At 65.5% G+C, this 16,657-nt stretch carries 12 protein-coding genes; 8 read left to right on the top strand and 4 right to left on the bottom strand.

Going from position 1 to position 16,657, the window contains the following annotated elements; genetic code table 11:
- Nucleotides 1-30 precede the first annotated feature (30 nt).
- The 4 genes from VFG40_RS06185 to VFG40_RS06180 all read left to right on the top strand — a co-directional run bounded on the left by VFG40_RS06185 (nucleotide 31) and on the right by VFG40_RS06180 (nucleotide 2,901).
- Nucleotides 31-1,146 (top strand): TrbL/VirB6 family protein, encoded by a 1,116-nt coding sequence (locus VFG40_RS06185; protein WP_324895996.1) that lies wholly within the window; start codon nucleotides 31-33, stop codon nucleotides 1,144-1,146.
- 2 nt (nucleotides 1,147-1,148) lie between these two features.
- Complete coding sequence (locus VFG40_RS17825) at nucleotides 1,149-1,667, top strand: DUF4189 domain-containing protein (protein WP_414649257.1); 519 nt, start codon at nucleotides 1,149-1,151, stop codon at nucleotides 1,665-1,667.
- Nucleotides 1,668-2,091: 424 nt separating this feature from the next.
- Nucleotides 2,092-2,247 (top strand): DUF4189 domain-containing protein, encoded by a 156-nt coding sequence (locus VFG40_RS17820; RefSeq protein ID WP_414649256.1) that lies wholly within the window; start codon nucleotides 2,092-2,094, stop codon nucleotides 2,245-2,247.
- Nucleotides 2,248-2,580: 333 nt separating this feature from the next.
- The gene (locus tag VFG40_RS06180; protein WP_324895994.1) at nucleotides 2,581-2,901 is read left to right on the top strand and encodes a hypothetical protein; all 321 of its coding nucleotides are present in this window, start codon (nucleotides 2,581-2,583) and stop codon (nucleotides 2,899-2,901) included.
- Between the two features lie 94 nt (nucleotides 2,902-2,995).
- On the opposite strand, the gene VFG40_RS06175 is transcribed toward VFG40_RS06180, so the two are convergent.
- Nucleotides 2,996-3,181 carry an integrase core domain-containing protein gene (locus VFG40_RS06175; protein WP_324895992.1) on the bottom strand — a complete coding sequence of 62 codons (186 nt, stop codon included), beginning with the start codon at nucleotides 3,179-3,181 and terminating at the stop codon, nucleotides 2,996-2,998.
- 515 nt (nucleotides 3,182-3,696) lie between these two features.
- On the opposite strand from VFG40_RS06175, the gene VFG40_RS06170 reads away from it, so the two are divergent.
- The 4 genes from VFG40_RS06170 to VFG40_RS06155 all read left to right on the top strand — a co-directional run bounded on the left by VFG40_RS06170 (nucleotide 3,697) and on the right by VFG40_RS06155 (nucleotide 8,046).
- On the top strand, nucleotides 3,697-4,086 hold the full coding sequence (locus tag VFG40_RS06170) for a hypothetical protein (protein ID WP_324895990.1): 390 nt from the start codon (nucleotides 3,697-3,699) through the stop codon (nucleotides 4,084-4,086).
- A gap of 152 nt (nucleotides 4,087-4,238) precedes the next feature.
- Nucleotides 4,239-5,720: a peptidoglycan-binding protein gene (locus VFG40_RS06165; protein WP_324895988.1), complete on the top strand. Its 1,482-nt coding sequence runs from the start codon at nucleotides 4,239-4,241 to the stop codon at nucleotides 5,718-5,720.
- Between the two features lie 70 nt (nucleotides 5,721-5,790).
- The gene (locus VFG40_RS06160) at nucleotides 5,791-6,591 is read left to right on the top strand and encodes a hypothetical protein (RefSeq protein ID WP_324895986.1); all 801 of its coding nucleotides are present in this window, start codon (nucleotides 5,791-5,793) and stop codon (nucleotides 6,589-6,591) included.
- A 45-nt stretch (nucleotides 6,592-6,636) separates the two neighbouring features.
- Nucleotides 6,637-8,046, top strand: a complete 1,410-nt coding sequence (locus tag VFG40_RS06155; protein ID WP_324895984.1) for a peptidoglycan-binding protein — start codon at nucleotides 6,637-6,639, stop codon at nucleotides 8,044-8,046.
- 120 nt (nucleotides 8,047-8,166) lie between these two features.
- On the opposite strand, the gene VFG40_RS06150 is transcribed toward VFG40_RS06155, so the two are convergent.
- The 3 genes from VFG40_RS06150 to VFG40_RS06140 all read right to left on the bottom strand — a co-directional run bounded on the left by VFG40_RS06150 (nucleotide 8,167) and on the right by VFG40_RS06140 (nucleotide 16,152).
- The gene (locus tag VFG40_RS06150; RefSeq protein ID WP_324895982.1) at nucleotides 8,167-11,322 is read right to left on the bottom strand and encodes an efflux RND transporter permease subunit; all 3,156 of its coding nucleotides are present in this window, start codon (nucleotides 11,320-11,322) and stop codon (nucleotides 8,167-8,169) included.
- A 219-nt stretch (nucleotides 11,323-11,541) separates the two neighbouring features.
- Nucleotides 11,542-14,781, bottom strand: coding sequence for an efflux RND transporter permease subunit (locus tag VFG40_RS06145; protein WP_324895980.1), 3,240 nt, complete (start codon nucleotides 14,779-14,781; stop codon nucleotides 11,542-11,544).
- A 120-nt stretch (nucleotides 14,782-14,901) separates the two neighbouring features.
- The gene (locus VFG40_RS06140) at nucleotides 14,902-16,152 is read right to left on the bottom strand and encodes an efflux RND transporter periplasmic adaptor subunit (protein WP_324895978.1); all 1,251 of its coding nucleotides are present in this window, start codon (nucleotides 16,150-16,152) and stop codon (nucleotides 14,902-14,904) included.
- Nucleotides 16,153-16,657 lie beyond the last annotated feature (505 nt).

The following is a 16,657-nucleotide window of genomic DNA, read 5'->3' as shown; positions in this document are numbered from 1 at the left end:
GAAGTTGTCTTCTCGCGCACAGGAATCACCATGACTAACCTCGGCGATTACCTCTATTACGCGCTGGTCTACAACTATCTTCAGCAGAAGATTGCGGACTTCCAGCATGACGTGCTCGCTCAAATGATGACGTGGGCCAGCGGCATCGCGCTGGTGCTCATCACACTCTGGATCATGATCCAGGGATTTCGTCTGATCACGGGACAGTCCCGCGACTCGATGATGGCAATGGTGGTCAACATGACCCGGATCGTGATCATCGTCACGGCGGCCACCTCCATGAGTATTTTCGGCGGCTCCCTGCAGGGCATGCTGTCCGCTAACGGTACTCTTGGCTCCGAGATCAGCCAGATGGTTTCCGGTGAAGACTCGCCCATCAGCGCCATCGACAAGAACATGGCCGCTACGCAGCTTTCCCTCGCCGCCATTGATGTCGTACAGGTCCCGCCTGGCGACAGCGCAACTGCGGATCAGAAGGCCCATGCCATGCTGTTGGCGGGCTTTGGCGCTGCCAGTCCCGCCATGGCGGCCGGAGCCATGCTGCTTCTCTATCAGTTCACCATGGCCATCTTCGTGGGGCTCGGACCACTATTCATCCTTTGCCTGATCTTCGACCAGACCAAGGAGCTCTTCCGACGTTGGCTCCTCTACGGCATCGGCACCCTTTTCTCCATCGCGGTGCTTTGTGTAGTTTCCAGCATCGTGCTCAAGCTCACCGTCAACGTAGCCGCGGCGCTGTGGTCAGCATCGGTCATTAACGCCATCACCGACCAAGGCGCCGAGGGTTTTTCAAGCCAGGCGCTCCAGCAAGGGGGCATCGGTCTACTCCTTACCGTGCTCATCATTTCAGTGCCACCCTTGGCCGCTGCCTTCTTCCAAGGCACAGTCGGTCAGTTCCTGCATTTTTCGGCCTTTGGCGGCGGATTTGCCAATCGGCCCGGGCCGCAGGGGCAGCCGCCGGGATCGTACGGCGGCTATGGTGGTACGCACGCCCCAGGTCAGTTACCTACTAACACAGCAAGCTCCGATCGCCCTTCCGTCCACAGCGCCACCCATAGCCTGGGAAACGTTCGTATGCCGGGACAGTCCAGCGTAACCCGACCTGATGCTATACAAATACAAACTACGCCGATCGCGAGGAGCTGACCATGAACTCGTTATTCGCTAAATACACGTTCTGCATTTTCATGATAGCGGCTAGTGGGGCGCAGGCTGAAGGGGGGTGCCCGGCGGGAATGATTCCAGCAAGCGGTAATAACATAAACTCCTGTGTACCTATCCCCCCTGGGTACTACCAGCAAGGCTCCCCACCGGCACAAGGAACTGGCGCTATCTATCCAAAACCCGTTTGGGCCGACCGTTATGGAGCAATAGCAGCCGATCTGTCCCCTTTAACTCCCGGGTCATCTTTTAACGAGGTCAGCCGGGATGCTGCTGAAAAAGCTGCAATAAAGAGCTGCCACTCAAACGGAGGCATAAACTGCGAGGTGGAGATATCGTACGGCAACGGATGTGTGGCAATGGTCGTCGGCAGGACACGATTCAATACAAGAGCGGGACCCACGATCGAAGCCGCCAAGCGAAAAGCCATGGAGCAGTGCCAATCTAATGACATGGGCTGTTACGTGTTCTACTCCGCGTGCAGCCTCCCGGTGCGGATCAATTGAACGTCGCGCTCATCCTCAAGATCAATATACCCGCGGACCTGAAGTTAACATCGGCCATCAGCGCCATCAGTGAGCCTGACTCCGTTCCGACGCTCCGCTAAGACATGCCTAGAACCCAATCCTCGTTAACCCCGGCCCGATTCGATAACGCCAGCGTCGCTGATCTTGCCTGGCAGTTCGACTGCCGCTCGGCCAGATGTGATGAAAGCTACCGGCCCAATGCGGAGGAACTAACTTTTACCTCCCGTTTTGTTTGCGCTTCTTGCTTGCGACGGTGCTCCTGATTGCTGGCGGCGCTACTGCTATTCATGCACAAGCCTCGTGCCCTGCGGGCACGGTGCCCTATGGAACGGGCTCAGGCCTGAATGTCTGTGGCCCGTGTGAAAATCAGCATTCGACACCAGAAGCACAAGAACCGCCTCCCATGTGGGTTTCGAGTTGGGGCGCAATTGCTACCGATAAAGCAAAGGGGTTATTAAGCACGGCGAGCGGCAATTCGAGCCAAGGAGCCGCTGAGTTATCAGCTCTCACAGAGTGCCGATCAAAGGGTGGGGACGCGTGCAAGATTGACCTTTCATAGAGTAACGGTTGCGCGGCAATGATGCTGGGAGACAAGGTCTACAATTCAAACGCTGGAGCCATAGTGGACGACGCCATAAAAAAGGGTCTGAAGATGTGCGCGGACGGCGGAGGCGCCACCTGTCATGTCTACTACTCTGGCTGCAGCCTTCCCGAGCTGATCCAATAAGAGCTGAGTAAGAGCTAGAGCAGTTATGGAACATCGGATGGATTAGCGCCCAGGCAAGCGGCGAACGAGGACAGGATTTATCTATCATCAAGCAGGTGCTTTAAGGGCGATTTGCACGGGTCCGAAATTCAGGGGCTTTCTCGTTCTAAAACAAGGAGGTTTTATATGAAGTTGCGTGCTCTTGTCTTAACCATGACACTCGGCGGCGCCACACTGACCAACACGACAGTCCAAGCTCAAAGTGTCGATCCATGCTCGGTTTATACGTGTATGGCCGGCATCTCGGGTGCGGGGACCACAGGTGGACCTGCATGCGCGCCTTCGACCGAACTCTTCTTTAGCATCGCGATCTTCGATCCTTACTTTGATGCTCCCGCCACGGCAACCGCGAGGCGGGAATATCTTATGACTTGCCCAGGCGCGAACGTCGCTACAAATGCCGCCATTTTGAACGCCATAATCGCGGAATGGGGCTATGTGCCTTGATTGTCTAACCCCATCTTCTTGTGCGCACGTCTGACGAACAGATCAGGCCGCTCCTCGCGCCACGCTCGCATCACTTGCAGCGGCGTCTTGTGGCTCAGTGCCTTCGGGGCAAGTGGTCGTTGTCGAGCTTCACGTAGGGCTGGATGGTGGTCTGCAGATCTTTGCGTGATCGGAATCGCGTGGTCGCCAGGACGTCGCTGATGCGCCCATTGAAGCGCTCCACCATCCCTTTGGTCAGTGGGTAGCGTGGCTTGGTGACCCGACGCTCGATGCCCGGCACGGCATATTCTCGATCAAAGGCATGGTTGCCTGATGGCTTCTTGTCCTTGCCGGTGAACCGGTCAGTGAAGGGTTCTACCCCGATTCTGCGAACACTTTCGCCAAGGCTTGACGATGATGGTCACCTTTGACAACGGCCAATGTTTCAAACGCGCAAAGAGAAGGCGGATCTTGGCGAAGCGGCGTGAGTCGCAGTTCGGCGTGGTGGATTCCTGCACCCTACGGGCCGTGCCCTTTGCCCCGAAAACTTGGACTGGCCCACGGGCTCTTGTCTCTGTTTCGACATCCCGCGACCGGGCTTCACAGATGCGTGTGCATCGGCTGGGCAACCTCACGGACACGGAAGTTTTCTGGAATTGTTTTGGAGTGATAGCCATGAAGAGTTTGCTCGCTGTCTTCGTCACCACGTCCGCTCTATGGCTGGCCGCTTGCCATGCTGAGCCGGCATCGCCTGGGGCTCAGGCCTTGGATACGCGGGCGTCGGAGCCCGCCACTGCCGCGTCGACCTTAGCGGCAGTGGGTACAAGCTCCGCGTCTAATTCGGCCCTGCTGCTGGATAGCAAGCTCGACCGGGGCATGGCCTACAACGAGTTCCGCAAGATCGTCATCGACCATGGCTGGCAGCCACAGCCCGATGCGCAGTGCATGGCGAACGTGGTGGGTGGCAACTACAAGGAGCTGTGCTCCGAGCATCCCGAGTTGGGCAACTGCAGAGCCTGCACGGAGCTGCGGGAACTCAGTTCGTGCAGCGGCGACGGACATTGCCTGATGCAGTTCAATCACGAAGGCTTCGGCAAGACGCTGGAGGTCGGTACCTACGGCGAGATTGGGGATTGGAACGCGCCGGCCGACAAGTCCACGCTCTCGGTCACGGGCTGGGAATACCGCTCGCCGGGGGCGCAGTGAGCCAGGCACTCACCGGTCGCGGCTGCCTCTCGGCGTCACTCGCCCCACGTGGCGATCTCAACCGTCGGACAACCGTCCGGATACGCGCCGGGCTGGAGCAGGACTCGTAGCGCGGTCGGCGCTCTTTTCATAATCAGGAGGAAAGGACTCCCATGAGCCATCAGCCACTTCGTGATCTGATCCACCGCGGCGAATCGCAGAATCGCGGCTACAACGACTACAACGGCGGCACCTACACCGGAAGCGACGGGCGGCAGCACATCCGCGAATCGAGCCAGGCAATCGACTTCTCCAGCATGACGCTGGGCGAAGTCCAGGCGAGGCAGCATCGCGGCGAGCTTTTCGCGGTGGGCCTCTATCAGGTGATTCCCGGCACCATGGATGCGGCTGTGGCCAGCCTCAGTCTCGACCCGAAGCAGCGCTTTACGCCGGAACTGCAGGACCGGATCTTTTCCGAATACCTGGTGACCGACAAGCGGCCCGAGGTAAGGGACTACGTCACCGGCAAGGCCGGCGCGAGCCTGCACGCGGCCGAAGTGGCTATGTCGCTGGAATGGGCGAGCTTCGGCGACCCCGACAAGGGCGGTGCCAGTCACTACGGCGGTGCGAATTCGGCAAGCATCTCGGTGCGCGAATGTGGCGAGGCGCTTCAGCAGATGCGCACCGACTATCAGGCAGACCTGGCGCGGGGGCTATCGCCCGACGCTGCGTTCAAGGACGTGACGATCGGCGATGGTCCCCTGCGCGGACAGGTGCAGGCGCGTTCCGGAACCGGCGGCGGCGTGCTGGCGGTCGGGGACCGCGGCGCTGCAGTCACCTCGCTGCAGAATGAATTGCACCGCCTCGGCTATACCGACGCCGGCGGCGCCCCGCTCGCGGCGGACGGGGACTTCGGGCGCAACACGCAGCATGCGGTGGAGGCATTCCAGCGGGATCATCAGCTGACCGTGGACGGCAAGGCCGGCCCGCAGACAGAAGCAGCCATCAGCCAGGCGCTCGCGACGCAGGGCGTGCGGAACGTGCAGCGTGCGTTGAGCTCGCTCGGCTATACCGATGCCCAAGGCCATCCGCTGGCAGTGGACGGCGCGTTCGGCGCGAACACCCGCGGCGCGGTGGAGGCCTTCCAGCGCGATCATGGGCTCATCGTCGATGGTCGCGTGGGGCCGCAGACGCAGGGTGCGCTGGATCAGGCCCTTAAGGCGCGCAGTGCCGACACGCACACACACGGGGTACTGCCACTGAGCGATCCGAAGTCGCCAGACCACGTGCTTTACGAACAGGCACTGGCAGGCGTGCAGAAGATCGATGCCGACATGGGCCGAAACTCCGACCAGCTCAGCCGCAACCTTGCCGCGAACCTGGCGGCGGAGGCCAAGGCGCAGGGGCTGACGCGCATCGACACGGTTGCCATCAGCGAGGACGGCGCGCGTACGTTTGCGGCGCAGAACGACAGTGGCGTCCGGCGTTATGCGGACGTCACCACCGCGCAGGCCGTGCGTACGCCCATCGAACAGAGCAGCATCCGCGCGGCGGGCGTCCAGACGCAGGCGTCGGAGCTGGAGCGGGGCTCGCAGCAACCCGTCGCCGCGGTAACCGCAACACCATCGCGAAACCATGTGATGGGCCTCGCGTAAACGCGGCAACGCACAACGCGGGGCCTGCAACGGCACGCAATAGTCCACTTCCACCCGTCCGGATCGAACCATGCGCCTCGCACTCGCCAGCCTGTCCCTCGCCCTGCTCGTCACCGGCTGCAGCCGGGCGAGCGTTGCCGCCAGCGCCGCTGGCACCCCTGCGCAGTCGATCAAGGTGCCGCAGGCCAGCGAGAGCGGAGCACCGTACGCCAAGCTGCGCCAGCGACTGGTGCTCGACGGTTGGCTGCCGCTGCATCACGCCAGCTGCGCGGCGGACACGGGACGGCCGCAGGCCTGCAACCGCTGGCTTGAACTGCAGCGTTGCGATGTGTCCGGTCACTGCAGCGCGGCCTGGGGCAATGCGGACGGCACCGAGCTGATGCGCCTGCAGCTTTCGGGAGTGCCCGGCGACGAGGGCAAGGCCCTGACCAGCGCGGACGTGCGGGTGGATGGCACCGAGCAGGTTGCGCCCGTCGAGCAGGCAGCGGCTGCGGCGCGCTGCCCATCGACGCAGTTCATGCCGTTCCTCCAGGCGTTCGCCGCGCAACCGGCGTTGCGCCGGGCGTTCACGGTGCCGCTGGTGCACGCGAAGGTACTGGTGTCCGACGGCGAGGGCGATCGCACCGAGACGGTCTACGTGCGCGGCGAGCGACCGGACGTCTTCGACGTGAGCTACGGCGACGGCGCGTTCCACCATGTCGGCATCGACGGCGTCGATCCGGCCCCGCTGGCGCTGCAGGTGAAGCAACCCTCGGCGCAACAGCGGGATGTGAGCTACCTCTACGGCTCCTCCGAAGGACGCAGCTTCCGTTTCACCCTGCGCGACGGTTGCTGGTACCTCACCGGCAACCCGCAACCTACCGGGCCCTGAACGCCTGACCACGCCGCATCATCGACCACTACACGGAGGTAGATCATGTCCCGCTACACCATCACCGAAAGCGTCGGCTCCCGCGTGCTCCCGGTGCACTCCTACGAGGACCTGCACAAGCATCACCCCAGCTCCGGCCGCCAGCCCAACCGCGAGTACGGCACCGTCCACGGCGAGTTCGAGGAGATTCGCCACGCCGACGGGCGAACCTTCGTCAAGAAGGATTTCATCCTGTCGCAGGACAGCCGCGGCCCGGTGGAGATCCCCGCGCCGGTCTCCGGCTACGCGCATTTCCTGCACGACGACTACAACACCGTGCAGATCTACGACAAGCCGTACGGCACACCGGGCGCCCGGCGCGAGGGCCAGGTGCTGCACATGGTGCGCGGCAGCTCGCCGTTCAACGAAGGCGCGCACATCGACTACGGCCAGCCGCTGGGCGAGATGGGTCAGACCGGCAGCCCGGGCTCGATCCACGCACACGTCGAGCTGGAGGTGGGCCAGTTCCAGCGCTACATCACCGACATCAACGACGGCACGATTCGCCCAGGCGTCACCCCGCGCGGGGTCGGCACGGCGCCCGCTGCCGGGAACGACCACCTGCTGGCTGACGGCGCCCGCGGCACCGCCGTGGTGGCATTGCAGCAGCATCTGACCACGCTTGGCTACGCGGACGCGCAGGGACAGCCGCTGCAGGCCGATGGCACGTTCGGTCCGGCCACGCGACATGCGGTGGAGGCATTCCAGCGCGATCACCAGCTCGTCGTCGATGGCAAGGTCGGCTCGCACACCGCGGCCGGCATCGACCAGGCGCTGGCCAGCCAGGGCGTGAGCCGGCTGCAGTCCGGGCTCAACCGTCTCGGCTACACCGATGCGCGCGGCCACGCGCTGCAGGTCGATGGCGACTTCGGCATCAATACCCGCCATGCGGTGGAAGCGTTCCAGCGAGACCATCAGCTGACGGTCGACGGCAAGGTCGGGCCGCAGACCCAGGCGGCGCTGGATCAGGCCCTGAAGACGCGTGCGCCGCAGACGGCCGCCCCAAACGCAGACGCGGGCGCAGTGCGACTGGACAATCCGGCCCATCCGGACAATGCGCTCTACCGGCAGGCCTACGGACTGGCGCAGCGGATCGACGCGGAGATGGGGCGCCCCTCGGACGAGCACACGCGCCGGCTGGCGGCGGCCGCCGTGCCCGCGGCCAAGGCGCAGGGCCTGACCCGCATCGATGCGCTCACCCTCAGCGCGGACGGCTCACGCACCTTCGTCACCCAGCACGACGCCCCGATGAAGCGCATGGCCGAACTGTCCACTTCGCAGGCCGTGGCCACGCCGGTGGAGCAGAGCAGCGCGGCGGCGCTACGCGTTGACCGTGCCGCAACACCGGCGCCGACGCCGCAGCCCCCGGCTCACGCCCAGACTGGCGCAGTATCCGGTGTGACGCTGCTGGCCTGATCATCTGATCATCCGCCGCGGGGGCAGCAGACGACGCGGGACGCGTCCCAGGCGGCTCGCACTTGTCCGCGCGCCCGGCGGTCACGGCGCAACGCGTGGCCTCTCGCGACGACGGCGGTATCAGGCGTTGGCCAGCCTGGCCGCGCGTCTGGCGCTACGGCGGGCACGGCGGGTCTCCCGCCGCACCCGCGCCCGCTCCGAGAGACACGAGAAGATCACGTACAGCGCCGGCGTGCTGAGCAGGGTCAGCGTCTGCGAGATGAGCAGACCGCCGATCAGCGCGATACCCAGCGGACGTCGCAGCTCCGAGCCTTCGCCCAGGCCGATGGCGATCGGCAGTGCGGCAAGGATCGCCACCATCGAAGTCATCATGATCGGGCGGAAGCGCACGATGCACGCCTCGCGTGCGGCCTCCAGCGGGCTCTTGCCGTGCTCGCGCTGCGCCACCAGGGCAAAGTCGATCATCATGATCGCGTTCTTCTTGACGATGCCGATCAGCAGCACCAGCGCGATCATCGCCACGATCGACAGCTCGGTGTCGGTTACCACCAGCGCCGCCAGCGCACCGACACCGGCCGCGGGCAACGTCGAGAGGATGGTGATCGGGTGGATCAGGCTTTCGTAGAGCATCCCCAGCACGATGTAGACGGTGACGATGGCGGCCAGGATCAGCCACAGCATCGAGCCCTGCGACTGCTGGAAGCGGCGGAAATCGTTGCCCAGCGTAAGCCGGATGTTCCCGGGCATGCGCATGTTGTCCACGGTCGCCTGGATCACCTCCAGTGCATCGCTCATCGAGGCGCCCGGCGCCAGGTTGAAGCTCATGTCCATGGTGGTCATCTGGTTCTGGTGGCTGATCTGCGACGGAGCCAGGCCCGCCTCCTGATGCGCCACGGCCGTGAGCGGCACCATCTCGCCGCTGCTGGCGCGCACGTAGATGCGGTCGAGCGCCTCCGGCGTGGCGGTCTGGCTCGGCAGCGCGTTCACCACCACCTTGTACTGGTTGATGTCCGAATAGATGGTCGACACCTGGCGCTGACCGAACGCGTCGTAGAGCGCGCCGTCGACGGTACCGACTGAGATGCCCAGCCGCGATGCCTTGTCGCGATCGATCACCACGTTCTGGCGCAGTCCGCCCTCCTCCACGTCCGAGCCCACGTCGCGGAACATCGGATTCTTCGACAGCTCCTTGACCAGCCGCGGCAACCACACCTGCAGCTCGGCCAGGTCGTCGCCCTGCAGCGATACCTCGTACTGCGCGCCCTGGTTGCTGCCGCCACCGCCGCTGGGCAGGTCCTGGATCGGACGCAGCCGCAGGTTGAGATCCGGATAGCGATCGGCCTTCGCGCCCAGGCGGTCGAGCACGGTGAAGGTGTCGTCCGTGCGCCCCTCGGCCCGGGTCTTGAGCTGGATGTCGAACGATCCGCTGGCACCGCGGCGACTGACGCCCAGGCGCGAGCCCACGTTCGCCACATCCTTGTCGAACAGCAGCATGTCGACCAGCCGCTGCTGGCGCTTGACCAGGTCCCGGAACGAGACGGTGGCGCCGGAGTTGGCGTAGCCGTGGATCAGCCCGGTGTCCTGCGGCGGGAACAGCGAGCCTTTCACCATGCCGGCCAGCACCACCGTGAGCACGATCAGCGCGAGCGGCATGAGCGAGAACGCCAGCGCATGGCGCAGGGAAAAATTCAGCGACCGCGTATAGACGGCCAGCATGCGGTCCTGCCCCGCATCCAGCCAGCGGCTCAGCGGCGCGAGGCGCGACGGCTTGCGCGGACGATCCGCCGCCGTGGCGCTGTGTCCCTGCAGGAACCGCCCGCACAACGCTGGCGTGAGCGTGAGCGAGACCAGCGCCGACACCGCGATCGCGGCAATCAGCGTGGTCGTGAACTCCTTGAAGAACATGCCGACGATGCCGCCGGCGAACAGCAGCGGGATGAACACCGCAATCAGCGAGGCGGTGATCGAGACGATGGTGAAGCCGATCTCGCGACCGCCCTTGAGTGCGGCCTCCAGCCGCGGCATGCCCTCGTCGATGTGGCGGATGATGTTCTCGATCACCACGATGGCGTCGTCCACCACGAAACCGATCGCGATCACCAGCGCCAGCAGCGTGAGGTTGTTGAGCGTGTAGCCGAGCACGTACATCACGGTGGCCGCGCCGGCCAGCGACAACGGCACCGCCGCGGCGGCGATCAGCGTGGGCGCCAGCCGGCGCAGGAACAGCGCCATCGTCATCACCACCATCGCCAGGCTGATCAGCAGCGTCACCTGCACCTCGCGCAGCGAGGCGCGGATGGTCGGGGTGCCGTCGAAGTACGGCGTGAGCGTGGTGGCCGGCTGCAGGAAGCTGCGCAGCTCCGGGATGGTGGCGCGCACCCGGTCCACCGTGGCGATCACGTTGGCGTCGGCCTTCTTGTAGACATACATCAGGATCGCCGGCTGGTGACCGAAGGTCGCTGCCTGGTATGCGTCCTGCTGGCCGGCGTAGACGTTGGCCACGTCCGACAGGCGCACCGGGGTGCCGTCCTTCACCGCCACGATCAGGCTGGCGAAATCGTCGGCCGAATGCAGCTGGTCGTTGGCCGTCACCATCAGGTTGCTGACGCCGTTGCTCAGCGTGCCCAGCGGCGAGGTGACGTTGGCGGCGATCAGCGCATTGCGCAGCTGGTCCGGCGACATGCCCATCGCGTTGAGCTTGCGCAGGTTCACGTCGACCCGGATCGCCGGCGTCGCGGCACCGGCCAGGTCGACCGACGACACGCCCTCGAGCTGGGTAAGACGCGGCATCAGCAGGGTGTCCGCGACGTTGTAGAGCGCCGCAGCAGACTGGGTGGTGGAGGTCAGGGCGAACACGATCACCGGGTCGTCGTTCGGGTTGGCCTTCTCCAGGCTCGGCGCACTGGTCAGGCCGCTGGGCAGGTCCGGCGCCGCCGCGCTGATCGCCTGCTGCACGTCGCGCGCCGCCGCGTCGATGTTGCGGTCGCTGTTGAAGATCATGAAAACGAACGCGCCGCCTTCGGAACTGTTCGAGCGCAGCGTGTCGATGCCCGGCACCTGGCCCAGGTGGCGTTCCAGCGGCGCGGCCACGGTCGAGGCCATGGTGCTGGCGTCCGCGCCCGGCTGGCTGGCCTGCACGAAGATCGCCGGAAACTGGATCGCCGGCAGGGCCGACACGCCAAGCAGGCTGTAGCAGAGCGTACCGACGGCAAACAGGCCGATGGCCAGCAGCGAGATGCCGATCGGACGGCGCACGAAGAGAGCGGAAAGGTTCATGCGGAGAGTTGGGCCGGTTCGCAGAGACGGGGCGCGGCGCGCGCGAAGCGCACGGATGATCGCACCCCAAACGCGCCAGGAGCGAAACGGTTGAACGGCGGCGGCCGCGGATCGACCCACGGCCTCCGCGGTCGCATCGGCCCAAACGCAAGCGGCCCGCCGGGAGGCGGGCCGCTTGCGTAGGAGGTCAACCCGGACCCGTCCGGCGTGGCGGCGACATTACGCCGCACCGTGCTCCGTGTGGGCAACGAGCGCGCGCTGTTCGCGACGATGCTTCAGCCAGTCCGAGAACCGCTCCATGTACAGGTAGATCACCGGCGTGGTGTACAGCGTCACCAGCTGCGAAAGCAGCAGGCCGCCGACGATCGACACACCCAGCGGACGGCGCAGCTCCGAACCGATGCCGTTGCCCAGCGCCAGCGGCAGCGCGCCGAGCATGGCGGCCGCAGTGGTCATCATGATCGGGCGGAAACGCAGCAGGCAGGCGCGGCGGATCGCCTCGCGCGGGCCCATGCCCTCGCGCTGCGCCTCGATCGCGAAGTCGATCATCATGATCGCGTTCTTCTTCACGATGCCGATCAGCAGCACGATGCCCACGATGCCGTCTACCGACAGGCTCATGCCGCACAGGATCAGCGCCAGCAGTGCACCCACACCGGCCGGCGGCAGTGTCGAGATGATCGTGATCGGATGGATGTAGCTCTCGTACAGCACGCCCAGCACGATGTAGATCACGATCACCGAGGCGAGCAGCAGCAGCACCTCGTCGCCAATGGAAGAGGAGAACTCCGCCGCCTTGCCGACGAACTCGCCGCGCACCTGCGGCGGCAGGTTGAGTTGCTTGACCACTTCGTTGATCGCATCCACGCCCTGCGACAGCGAGTAGCCCGGCGCCAGGTTGAACGAAATGGTTACCGCCGGCAGCTGCTGCTGGTGGCTGACCACCAGCGGCGCGCTGGTGTATTCGGCCGTGGCCAGCGAGGAGATCGGGATGGTGCCGCCACCGCCGACCTGGAAGCCGACGTTGCCGGTGTTGCCGATGCCCGATGGCGTGGCCGAGTTGCTGGAGGTGAGCTGGCCGAAGCTGGTGGCATTGGAGCCGGTGAGCGCACCGTTGCCGTTGCCGCGCACGGTCAGCTTGTTCATCAGGTCGTCGCTGTTGCGGAACTGCGGCGCGACCTCCAGCACCACGCGGTACTGGTTGAGCTGGGTGAAGATGGTGGAGATCTGGCGCTGGCCGAACGCGTCGTACAGCGTGTCGTCGATGCTCTGCACCGGCACGCCCAGGCGGCTGGCCTTGTCGCGATCGATGGTGAGCTTGAGCGCATTGCCCGCGTCGGCCAGGTTGTTGTCGACATCGGCCAGCTCCGGGCGCTGGCGCAGCGCCTGGGTCATCTTGTCGGCATAGCCGGAGAGCTCGGCGGCATTCACGTCCGACAGCGCGTACTGGTACTCGGTGGCCGAGACGCGGCTGTCCAGCGTGACGTCCTGCACCGGCTTCAGATACAGCGCCACGCCCGGAATGTTCGCCACCGCGGCCTGCAGACTGGGCAGCACCTTGTCCAGGCCGTCGCGGTCGCCGCGGTCCTTCAGCACGATCGACAGCTGGCCCTGATTGAGCGTGGGGTTGATCGAGCCAGCGCCGATGAAGGCCGCCACGCCGCTTACCGCCGGATCCTTGCGCAGCGCCTCGGCCACGGCCTTGGTACGCGCCTCCATCTGCGGGAAGGCGACGTTCTCGTCCGCCTGCACCACGCCGGTGATCAAGCCCGTGTCCTGCTCGGGCAGCAGGCCCTTCGGGATCGCGATGTACAGCAGCACGGTGATCACGATGGTAATCGTCGCCACGGCCATGGTCAGGCGCTGGTGGTCGAGCACCCAGTCGAGCGTGTTCTCGTACAGACGCACGGTACGCGACCACAGGTCGCGCTTGCCCTTGGCGGCGCCTGCGGCGTGGTGCTCGTCACTGACCGGCAGCTGGTCGGGCTTGAGCAGGTAGGCGCACATCATCGGCGTCAGCGTCAGCGACACCAGCATCGAGATGGTCACCGCGATGGTCAGCACCCAGGCGAACTCGTGGAACAGCCGGCCGGTGACGCCGGGCATCAGCAACAGCGGCAGGAACACCGCCACCAGCGACACGGTCAGCGACAGCACGGTGAAGCCGATTTCCTTGGCGCCGAGTTCGGCCGCCTCGCGACCACTCTTGCCCTGCTCGATGTAGCGCACGATGTTCTCGATCATCACGATCGCATCGTCGACCACGAAGCCGGTGGCCACGGTCAGCGCCATCAGCGAGAGGTTGTCCAGCGACATCCCGGCGAACGCCATCACGCCGAAGGTGCCCATCAGCGACAGCGGTACCGCCACCGAGGGAATGATCGTGGCCCACAGCCGGCGCAGGAACACGAAGATCACCGCCACCACCAGGAAGATGGTGAGGATCAGCGTGAACTGCACGTCGTGCACCGAGGCGCGAATGGTGATGGTGCGATCGGCGAACACGTCCAGGTGCACGTCCGCCGGCAGCACCGACTTCAGCGACGGCAGCGTGGCGCGGATCTGCTCCACCGTCTTGACGATGTTCGCGCCCGGCTGGCGGCGGATGTCCAGCAGCACCGCCGGCTTGCCGTTGGCCCAGGCGGCGAGCTGATCGTTCTCCACGCCGTCGACCACGCTGGCCACGTCGGACAGACGCACCGGCGCACCGTTCTTGTAGCTGATGATGGTGTTCTTGTACTCCGCCGCGTTGGACAGCTGGTCGTTGGTGCCGATCGAGTAACTCTGCGTCTTGCCGTTGAGCGTGCCCTTGGGCGCGTTGACGTTGGCCTGGCTCAGCGCGCTGCGCACATCTTCCAGCGTGAGGCCGAGGTTCGACAGCTGCGCCGGGTTCACCTGCACGCGCACGGCCGGGCGCACGTTGCCGGCGATCGACACCAGGCCCACGCCCTGCACCTGCGAGAGCTTCTGCGCGATGATCGAGTCGGCCAGGTCGTTGACGTCACGCAGCGCGCGGCTGTCGGAGGTGAGCATCAGCGTGAGGATCGGCGCATCGGCCGGGTTCACCCGGTTGTAGACCGGCGGGTACGGCAGGTTGTTCGGCAGCGTGCCCTTGGAGGTGCTGATCGCCGACTGCACGTCCTGCGCCGCGATGTCGATATCGCGGTCCATGTTGAACTGCAGGATGATCGTGGACAGCCCGGCGGACGAGTCCGAGCTCATCATCGCCAGGCCCGAGATCTGCCCGAACTGGCGCTCCAGCGGCGTGGTGACCAGCGCCGCCATCGTCGAGGCGCTGGCGCCGGGGTACTGGGTGGTCACGACCAGGCTGGGCGCGTCGATCTCCGGCAGCGCGGACACCGGCAACTGGCGATAGCCGAGCACGCCCAGCAGCAGCACCGCCACCATCAGCAGCGAGGTGGCGATCGGGCGTCGGATGAAGAGCGATGAGAATCCCATGGTGTCCTGGTCTGCCGTCAGTGGCGGGGCACGTGCCCGATGGTCAGTGGTGCGCACCGGCGCGTGATGTCCCGGCGCCCGGCCCGGGCGCGCCGGGCGCGGTGCGCCGGAGGGTCATCGTCAGCCGCGGCGACCGCGACCGCCGCCCTTGTTGTCCTTCGCGGCCTTCTTGAGCTCTTCCTCGGTCGGCGCCTTCGGCACCTCGCCCGGCTTGAGCGGCTTGACCTTGCTGCCCGGCTTGAGGCGGAACTGGCCCTCGGTCACCACTTGGTCGCCGGTCTTCAGGCCCTGGGTGATCATCACGTGGGTGTCGCCCACCTCCTGCCCGGTGGTGACCGGCTGCATCTTCACCGTGTTGTCCGCGGGCTGCAGCTGGTAGACGTAGTCGCCGTCCGGACCGCGCTGCACCGCCTGCGACGGGATCACCAGGCCGCCCTGCACCGTGTTGACCTTCATCCGCACGTTGACGAACTGGCCGGGGAACAGCGCGTTCTCCTCGTTGGGGAACTCGGCCTTGAGGTTGAACGTGCCGGTGCTGGTGTCGATCTGGTTGTTGATCACCTTCAGCAGGCCCTTGCCGGCGATCACCTTGTTGCCGGTGCTGTCCAGCGCGGCCACTTCCAGCGGCTCGCCGCGCTGCTGCGAGGAGCGCACCAACTCCACGTTCTGCTCCGGCAGCGGGAAGATCACGTTGATCGGATGTACCTCGGTCAACGTCACGATGGTCGAGGCGGTGGTGACGATGTTGCCCGGGTCGACCCCGCGGATGCCGGCCATGCCGCTGATCGGCGCGATCACCTTGGTGTAGCCCAGCTGCACCTTGGCGTTGTTGGCTGCCGCCTCGTCCGCGGCCACCGCCGCGGCGTACTGGCTGACCGTGTTCTGCAGCGTGTCCAGGTCCTGCTTGGAGATGTAGCCCTGCTTGGCGAGATCGCGGCTGCGGTCGAGGTTGCTGCGCGCGGTGGCCAGCTGCGCGGCGTCCTGACGGCGGCGCGCGGCCGCTTCGTCGTAGGTGGCTTGCAGCGAACGCGGGTCGATCTCGGCCAGCACCTGGCCCTTGGTGACTTCCTGGCCTTCGTCGAAATTGAGCTTCATCAGCAGGCCGCCGATCTGCGGGCTGACCGTGACGGTGTTGAGCGCCTGCACGGTACCCAGCGCGGTGAGGTACACCGGCACGTTCTGCACGCTCACCGGCTCGACCGTGACCGGCACGGGATCGGCCTCTTTTTCGCCACCGTTCTTGTCCGCAGACGCCGCGGCACCGGGCTTGCCCTGCGCGCCGGCTGAAGGCTTGTGCATCAGGCGAAAACCGACCGCAACCACCACGATGATGGCAACAACGATCAGCGCGATCTTCCAAAAACGCGACATGTGACACTCCCGGATTGAACGTTGGAGCCGAAGGCCCCGCGCGCAGCATGCGCGCCCTGTCTGGATGGCGAGGAAAGAATAGGGTTACGGCAACGAAGCGTGACACTGCCGGTTGACATGGTCATGGCATGACCGATGGCAGGGGCGGAAGTTCGACGGCCCCCTGCGCAGCAAGGGGTGGGGTGGGCCGTGACCGTGCAGACGATACCGCGGGACGCGCGGATCAACTAGACGCAGCCGTCACCGGCGCAGCCTTGCGCCAGCCGCAGCGCGGTGGTGGCGGCCATCGAGCCTGGCGGACCGGCCTGTTGATCGGCGCACGACCACCACGGCAGACGATGAGCATCGACGGCCGTCGTGCTTTGCCTGATCCCCTGCATCGACGAACACCGCTGCCCGGACGCCGCGCAAGGCACCCGGACGACTGTTGCGAGCGCAGCGCCGCCACGCTCGATCGGTCGGCGCGGCGCCGACGCTGCGACCGGCCGCCGCGTGCGCACGCTGA

Source organism: Dyella sp. (genome assembly GCF_035685805.1).
In the GTDB taxonomy this organism is placed as follows: domain Bacteria; phylum Pseudomonadota; class Gammaproteobacteria; order Xanthomonadales; family Rhodanobacteraceae; genus Dyella_A.
This window is presented reverse-complemented; position numbering and strand designations above follow the sequence as displayed.

Excerpts from the sequence above, each read along its gene's own strand:
- VFG40_RS06140 (WP_324895978.1), bottom strand. The coding sequence starts at position 16,152 with ATGTCGCGTTTTTGGAAGATCGCGCTGATCGTTGTTGCCATCATCGTG.
- VFG40_RS17825 (WP_414649257.1), top strand. The coding sequence starts at position 1,149 with ATGAACTCGTTATTCGCTAAATACACGTTCTGCATTTTCATGATAGCG.
- VFG40_RS06150 (WP_324895982.1), bottom strand. The coding sequence starts at position 11,322 with ATGAACCTTTCCGCTCTCTTCGTGCGCCGTCCGATCGGCATCTCGCTG.
- VFG40_RS06160 (WP_324895986.1), top strand. The coding sequence starts at position 5,791 with ATGCGCCTCGCACTCGCCAGCCTGTCCCTCGCCCTGCTCGTCACCGGC.
- VFG40_RS06145 (WP_324895980.1), bottom strand. The coding sequence starts at position 14,781 with ATGGGATTCTCATCGCTCTTCATCCGACGCCCGATCGCCACCTCGCTG.
- VFG40_RS06180 (WP_324895994.1), top strand. The coding sequence starts at position 2,581 with ATGAAGTTGCGTGCTCTTGTCTTAACCATGACACTCGGCGGCGCCACA.
- VFG40_RS06185 (WP_324895996.1), top strand. The coding sequence starts at position 31 with ATGACTAACCTCGGCGATTACCTCTATTACGCGCTGGTCTACAACTAT.
- VFG40_RS06155 (WP_324895984.1), top strand. The coding sequence starts at position 6,637 with ATGTCCCGCTACACCATCACCGAAAGCGTCGGCTCCCGCGTGCTCCCG.
- VFG40_RS17820 (WP_414649256.1), top strand. The coding sequence starts at position 2,092 with ATGTGGGTTTCGAGTTGGGGCGCAATTGCTACCGATAAAGCAAAGGGG.
- VFG40_RS06165 (WP_324895988.1), top strand. The coding sequence starts at position 4,239 with ATGAGCCATCAGCCACTTCGTGATCTGATCCACCGCGGCGAATCGCAG.